At 67.5% G+C, this 6,462-nt stretch carries 6 protein-coding genes; 4 read left to right on the top strand and 2 right to left on the bottom strand.

Translation table 11 applies throughout. The annotated features are described in order from the left end of the window. From ACXRVZ_RS17795 to ACXRVZ_RS17780, 4 genes are all read left to right on the top strand, one after another. The coding region (locus tag ACXRVZ_RS17795; protein WP_458232647.1) for a hypothetical protein at positions 1-406 on the top strand (406 nt) is incomplete at its 5' end. Continuing rightward, on the top strand, positions 403-2,919 hold the full coding sequence (locus tag ACXRVZ_RS17790) for an ATP-binding protein (protein WP_457423924.1): 2,517 nt from the start codon (positions 403-405) through the stop codon (positions 2,917-2,919). The genes ACXRVZ_RS17795 and ACXRVZ_RS17790, both read left to right, overlap by 4 nt. Positions 2,920-2,942: 23 nt before the next feature. Beyond that, complete coding sequence (locus ACXRVZ_RS17785) at positions 2,943-4,736, top strand: putative bifunctional diguanylate cyclase/phosphodiesterase (RefSeq protein WP_457423926.1); 1,794 nt, start codon at positions 2,943-2,945, stop codon at positions 4,734-4,736. 32 nt (positions 4,737-4,768) lie between these two features. Then, on the top strand, positions 4,769-5,794 hold the full coding sequence (locus tag ACXRVZ_RS17780) for a diguanylate cyclase (protein ID WP_458232648.1): 1,026 nt from the start codon (positions 4,769-4,771) through the stop codon (positions 5,792-5,794). On the opposite strand, the gene ACXRVZ_RS17775 is transcribed toward ACXRVZ_RS17780, so the two are convergent. Beyond that, positions 5,744-5,899, bottom strand: coding sequence for a DUF1428 family protein (locus tag ACXRVZ_RS17775; protein WP_457423928.1), 156 nt, complete (start codon positions 5,897-5,899; stop codon positions 5,744-5,746). The genes ACXRVZ_RS17780 and ACXRVZ_RS17775 overlap by 51 nt on opposite strands. A 25-nt stretch (positions 5,900-5,924) precedes the next feature. Beyond that, positions 5,925-6,461 carry a PEP-CTERM sorting domain-containing protein gene (locus ACXRVZ_RS17770; protein ID WP_457423930.1) on the bottom strand — a complete coding sequence of 179 codons (537 nt, stop codon included), beginning with the start codon at positions 6,459-6,461 and terminating at the stop codon, positions 5,925-5,927. Between the last annotated feature and the right edge of the window lies 1 nt (position 6,462).

Raw genomic sequence — 6,462 nt, 5'->3', positions numbered from 1 at the left:
CTCCGACGCGGTGCTGGCCACGGCGCTGCTGCCGCAGTACGGCGACCTGACCGCCGCATCGCTGACGCAGTTGCTGCGCAGCGACGACCTGCTGCGCCGCCTCGACGACCTGCAGCGCCAGATGGCCGAGCCCGGCGCCGAACACCGCCAGGTGATGGCCTCCAGCATCGCCATCACCAGCGGCCTGTCCATCGGCTACGTCGTCTGGCTGGTGCGTGGCGGCGTGCTGGTCAGCTCCATGCTGTCGGCGCTGCCGGCTTGGCAGATGATCGACCCGCTGCCCGTGCTGGCCGCCGCCAGCGCCGCCAAGCGCCGCCGCGGCGACCGCGCAGCGCGCGAGGCCGACCCCGATGTCGAGAGCCTGTTCGACGACCGCCGCAGCCGCACGCCGGAGCCCACCGAATGAAACTCTCCGCCTTGACGCGCTGGATGTCGTCGCGCGTGCACCTGGCACTGGGCCTCGCCGCGCTGGCCGTCGGTGCCAGCCTGGCCGCTAGCTATCTCGGCATCGTGCCGGACGCCGAGCAACTGACGCGCCAGCACCGCGCCACACTCGCGGAGACCGTGGCCATCACCGTCTCCAGCGTCATCGACGAGTCCCAGCCCGAGACCTTGCAGGCCACGCTGGCCTTCCTGCGCGAGCGCAACCCGGACGTGAAATCCATCGGCGTGCGCGACCAGGCCGGCGAGCTGCTGGTCGACCTCGCCGAACACAGCCAGCATTGGCAGGCCCCGGCTGGCGGCGCTTCCACGGATGCGGCGCTGGTCGTGCCGGTCTGGCAGGCGGGCCAGCCCTGGGGCCAGGTCGAGCTGCGCTTCGAGCCCCTGCGCGCAGACGGCTGGCGCAGCCTGCTGCAGGACCCGAGCCTGCGGCTGTCGGCCTTCACCTTCGGCGTCTGCCTGCTGCTGTTCTGGGGCTATCTGCGCCGCATGCTGCGCGAGCTGGACCCGTCGCGTGCCGTGCCGCAGCGCGTGCGCACCGCCTATGACACGCTGACCGAGGGCCTGATCGTGATGGACCGCGCGGGCGCCATCGTGCTGGCCAACACGTCGACCAGCCAGATGCTGGGCGTCCCAGAGAGCAAGCTGGTGGGCCGTTCGCCGTCGGAGTTCGCGTGGAGCCACCAGGATGCCGGTGCCGTCGCGGCGGAGGCATTGCCGTGGCAGCAGGCCCTGGCAACCCAAAGCGCCCAGCGCGACGTGCATCTGAACGTCACGCGCGAGACGGATGGCGTGCGCTTCTCGCTGCGCGCCAACTGCTCGCCCATCCTGGACGAACAAGGCGGCTTGCAGGCCGTGGTCATCAGCTTCCAGGACGTGACGGAGCTGGAGCAGCGCGGCCAGGCGCTGCGCGTGGCCAAGGAGCAGGCCGATGCAGCCAACGAGGCCAAGAGCCAGTTCCTGGCCAACATGAGCCACGAGATCCGCACGCCCATGAACGCCATCCTCGGTTTCACCGAGGTGCTGCGACGCGGCGGCCTGCGCCAGCCCGACGAGGCGGCCCGGCACCTGGACATCATCCATTCCAGCGGTCGCCATCTGCTGAATCTCATCAACGACATCCTCGACCTGTCCAAGGTCGAGGCCGGCCGCCTGGAGGCCGAGCGGCTGCCCATCGCACCGCACCAGGTGGCGCACGAGGTGGTGCACACGCTGTCGGAACGCGCGCAGGACAAGGGGTTGACGCTGGAACTGCAGTTCCCCGAGGCCCTGCCGGCGCGCATCGAGGGCGACGCGGTGCGGCTGCGCCAGATCCTCACCAACCTCGTCGGCAACGCGATCAAGTTCACCGAGCGCGGCGGCGTGCGCGTGCGGCTCTACCTGGACACGGCGGGCCCCGTGGCGCGCTACTGCATCGCCGTGCAGGACAGCGGCATCGGCATCCCGAGCGACAAGCTCGACTCCGTCTTCGAGCCCTTCGTTCAGGCCGAGTCGACGACGACACGCCGCTTTGGCGGCACGGGCCTGGGCCTGACCATCAGCCGCGGCTTTGCGCGCGCGATGGGTGGGGACATCGTCGCCAGCAGCGTCCATGGCGCCGGCACGACCTTCACGCTTTGGCTGGCTGCCGGCCCGCTGGCCGGCACGACGCTGCTGGAGCCAGCGGTGTTGCGCGTCAGCGACATCGCCGCGGCACGCCCTTTGCCGGGCGAACGCTGGCACTTCGCGGCCGGGCACGTGCTCGTCGTCGACGACGGCGAGGAGAACCGCCAACTGGTGCGTGTGCTGCTTGAAGGCGCCGGTCTGCAGGTCAGCGAGGCAGATACTGGCAAGATGGCCCTGGACCTGATGGAGACCGCGTCTTACGACCTGGTACTGATGGACATGCAAATGCCTGTGATGGACGGCCAGACAGCGACCCGGCAGCTGCGCGCTCGGGGCGTGACGCTGCCCATCATTGCGCTGACCGCCAACGCGATGAAGGGCTTCGAGCGGGAACTCGACGAGGCCGGCTTCAGCGGCCACCTGACCAAGCCCATCGACGTGGACACCCTGATGCGCGAACTCGCGACACGGCTGGGTGGCGAAGCCGTCACCGGGGATGCCGGCGACGCGCACTCGACGACGCCACCAGGCAGGGTCGCCGACAGCCAGGTGATCATCTCCCGCCTCATCGGTCACCCCAAGCTGGGCGGCATCATTGCGCGCTTCGTCACGCAGTTCACGCTCAAGCTTGCCGAGATGGACGCCGCCCTCGCGGCCGCAGACATGGTGGCGCTGGAAGCGCTTGCCCATTGGCTCAAGGGCGCCGGCGGCAGCATGGGCTACGACGACCTGTTCGAGCCGGCCTGCGCGCTGGAGGAAGCCGCTGCGCGTGGCGACAGCCACGGTGCACACACGACGATGGCGCTGCTGCGCAGCCTTGAAAGCCGGATCCTTCGCGGCACGCCCGCCGCCGACACCACGCGGGCCGTCTGATGAAGCCCCGCAGCCCCACCACCATGCCGTCAGTTGCAGCCGCACCCGCCGACAAGAACGCCATGCAGGCCCCGAACCGCCCCGACTACGCCCCGCTCCTCGAGGCCAAGGTCATGATGGTCGACGACGAGGCCCTGATGACGGACCTCATCCAGACCTACCTCGAGGACGAGGGCTATGCCAACTTCGTCGCCACCAATGACCCGCGTGAGGCGCTGGCCCTGCTGCGGCGGGAGGAACCGGGGCTGGTGCTGCTCGATCTGATGATGCCGCAGATGTCCGGCTTCGAGGTGCTGGAGGCGATCCGCGCCGACCCCGAGCTGCGCTACACACCCGTCATCGTGCTGACCGCCTCGACCGGTGCGGATGCCAAGTTGCGCGCCCTCCAGCTGGGTGCGACAGACTTCCTGGCCAAGCCGGTGGACGCCAGCGAGCTGGTCCTGCGGGTGCGCAACACCCTCGCCTATCACCAGTACCACGTCCAGCGCATCAACTTCGACGCGCTCACGGGCCTGCCTCACCAGCGCCAGTTCGACCGCCACACCGACTCGCTGCTGCAGCAACGCGAGGCCGTGGGCGGATCGGTGGCGCTGTTCAGCATCGAGATCCCGGAATACAAGCAGCTCAGGGAAACGGTGGACCAGTCCACGGCGGACCGGCTCGCCCAGGTGCTGGCGCACCGGCTGGAGCGCTTCGCCAATGACCACAGCCCGCCACCGCACAACGGCAAGCCCGCGGCGGCAAGGGTCGGCCGGCTGGGGGCCGATCACTTTGGTGTACTGCTGGAAGGCCAGCCCAGTGCGGCGGCCATCGAGGTGCTGGCCAAGCGGCTTGTCACGCTGCTGGCCGAGCCGGTCGAGCTGGGTGCGCACGACATCGTGGCCACGCCATGGATAGGCATCGCCGTTTCACCGGAAGACGGCACCTCGGCCGAGGCGATGCGCAAAGGTGCCGAACTGGCTTCCACCCACGCCCGGGCCCAGGCGCTGACGCACATCCAGTTCGCGTCCCTGGAGCTCAACGCGGTGTCCTATGAACGGCTGAAGCTGGGCTCCCAGTTGCGCGGCGCCATCCAGCGCGGCGAGCTGCTGTTGCACTACCAGCCCAAGGTCAGCTTCACCACCGGCGGCATCGTTGCCGCGGAAGCGCTGGTGCGCTGGCAGCATCCCGAGCTCGGCCTGCTGCAGCCGGGGAATTTCATCGCCCTGGCAGAAGAAATGGGCCTGATCTCGGCGCTCGGGGAGTGGGTGATCAAGCAGGCCTGCCGCGACGCCGCGTGCTGGACCGAAGCGGGTTTCGGCAGCCTCAAGCTGGCGCTGAACGTGGCCAAACCCCAGTTCATCTCGGGCGATCTCTGCGGCGTGCTGCGCCGGGCCATGGCGGACACCGGCATAGCGGCCCACCGCATCGTCATCGAGCTCACCGAGAGCATGCTGATGGACAACGTCATGAATGGCATCTCGCTGATGAACGAGATGAAGTCGCTCGGCGTCACGCTGTCCATCGATGACTTCGGCACGGGCTACTCGTCCCTGAGCTACCTGAAGCGCTTCCCGCTCGACGAACTGAAGATCGACCGTTCCTTCGTCATGGACCTGCCCGGCCAGGCCGCCGACCTGGCGATTGCGCGCACCGTCGTCGACCTCGGCCACAGCCTGGGCATGACCGTGACGGCGGAGGGCGTGGAAACGCAGGAACAGCACGATTGCCTGGCGGGCCTGGGCTGCGACATGTACCAGGGCTTCATCTTCAGCAAGCCGGTCCGGACCGACGAGCTGCTGAAACTTCTGAGGACTCAGCTGGCGGGTCGCGAGTAACGCATTGAAAGAGCCTTTTCAACGGCGCCACGCTGGCTCGCGCCCTTGATAACGTTCAAGGATGTCCTCTTCGGGAGCCAACGCTGCCGACCCGTGAGATCGCCTTCATCCTTCATGTCGACGACGACACTGACAACTTGTCTTCGAACAAGTTGTTGTTGGACCGCCCCGGCGTTGAAGTTGTTTCTGCCCAGTCGGCCGCGGTCGCGTTGGAGCGGCTGCGCGAATACGACTTCGCCTTGGCGCTGCTCGACGTCAACATGCCTGGCGTGGATGGTTTTGAGCTGGCCGAAGCTATGCGTGACGATGAGCGCACGCGTGAGGTGCCCATTATCTTTTTGACTGGGGCCTGCATGGACACCGCGCGAGCGTTTCAGGGCTATGAATCTGGCGCGGTCGATTTTCTGGTGAAGCCGATCCCGCCGCTGGTGCTGGAAAGCAAGGTCGGGGCCTTCGTGGCGTTGTACTTGCAGCGCAAGTCGCTGCGCGACCAGAAGGATGACTGCGAACGCCTGCTGCGGGCCAACCAGCGCATGGCCACCGAACTGGCGCACGCACACGAACTCGCGCTCCAGGCAGCATTTACAGACGAACTGACGGGCGTTCCGAACCGACGCCACATCATGAAGCTCGCCAACAGTGCCCTCGAGGACCCACGCCGCCATTCACAGCCGGTCTGCATGGCGTTGCTTGACCTGGATCACTTCAAGAAGATCAATGACACCCACGGCCACGCTGGCGGCGACGCAGTGCTGCGCCATTTCTGCTCGCACACCCAGGCGCATTTGCGTACCGGCCAATCGATGGGGCGCTATGGCGGCGAAGAGTTCCTGCTTCTGCTGCCCGGCACCGAGTTGGCGGACGCCTGCACGGCGCTTGAACGCGTGCGAGGCACGCTGAAGCCGCACGCAGGTATTTCATACACATTCTCCGCGGGCATCGCGCAGGCCCGCCCGGGTGAGACGCTGGACGCTGCGCTGGAACGCGCCGATCGAGCGCTCTACCTTTCAAAGGACCGCGGTCGCGACTGCACGTCCAGCGAGCTGATGAGCCTGTGAACATCGGCACGACCGTAACGCGGCTGAGGCGTCTTGCGCCAGTTGGCGATAAGCCTCGCGCTTGGCGGTCGGCACGGCGATCACATAGCTATCCACATAGTTCATGCTGCTTCTCCAACTGCTCGCGCAGCTAGCCACGCGCGCGGCGTAGCGCAAGCGGGATCGCGATCGACCCGAGCAGCAAGAGCAGCCAGCTCGACGGCTCGGGCACGGCCACCACTTCAAACTGCAGCGCGCCCGGCAGCGGCAGCGGCGTGATGCCGACCGTCACTCCCGTGTCGAACGGCACCACGCCGAGCGGCGCGGCCGGATCGATCGTGAAGCGGTAGCGCGCAAGCAGCGTGTCCTCGGCGAAAGTCTTGTCCGGCAGGTAGAAGTAGGCACACGCCTGATCCGTGCAAAAGCCAGATCCGCCGTCGGTCAGGCCTGCCGTCGTATCGAAGGAGACAAGGTGCAGGATGGACGCGACCGCCGCCAGCTCGGGCACGATGTCGAGCGAGTCCAGCACGGTGCCGGCGCGGGCATGGATCGTCAGATCGACCTGGCTGCCCGCCACACCTTTGGTCTGCCCACCGTAGAAGATCTCCGCGTGGCTGCTGAACGCCATGCACGCGAGTGCGCCGGCCGCCATCATCCTGCGCCACCGGCGAGTTTTGGAAATCGTCATA

The organism is Roseateles sp. P5_E8 (genome assembly GCF_054177665.1).
Note: the sequence above shows the minus strand (reverse complement) of the source record. Positions and strands in the feature narration are given on the sequence as shown.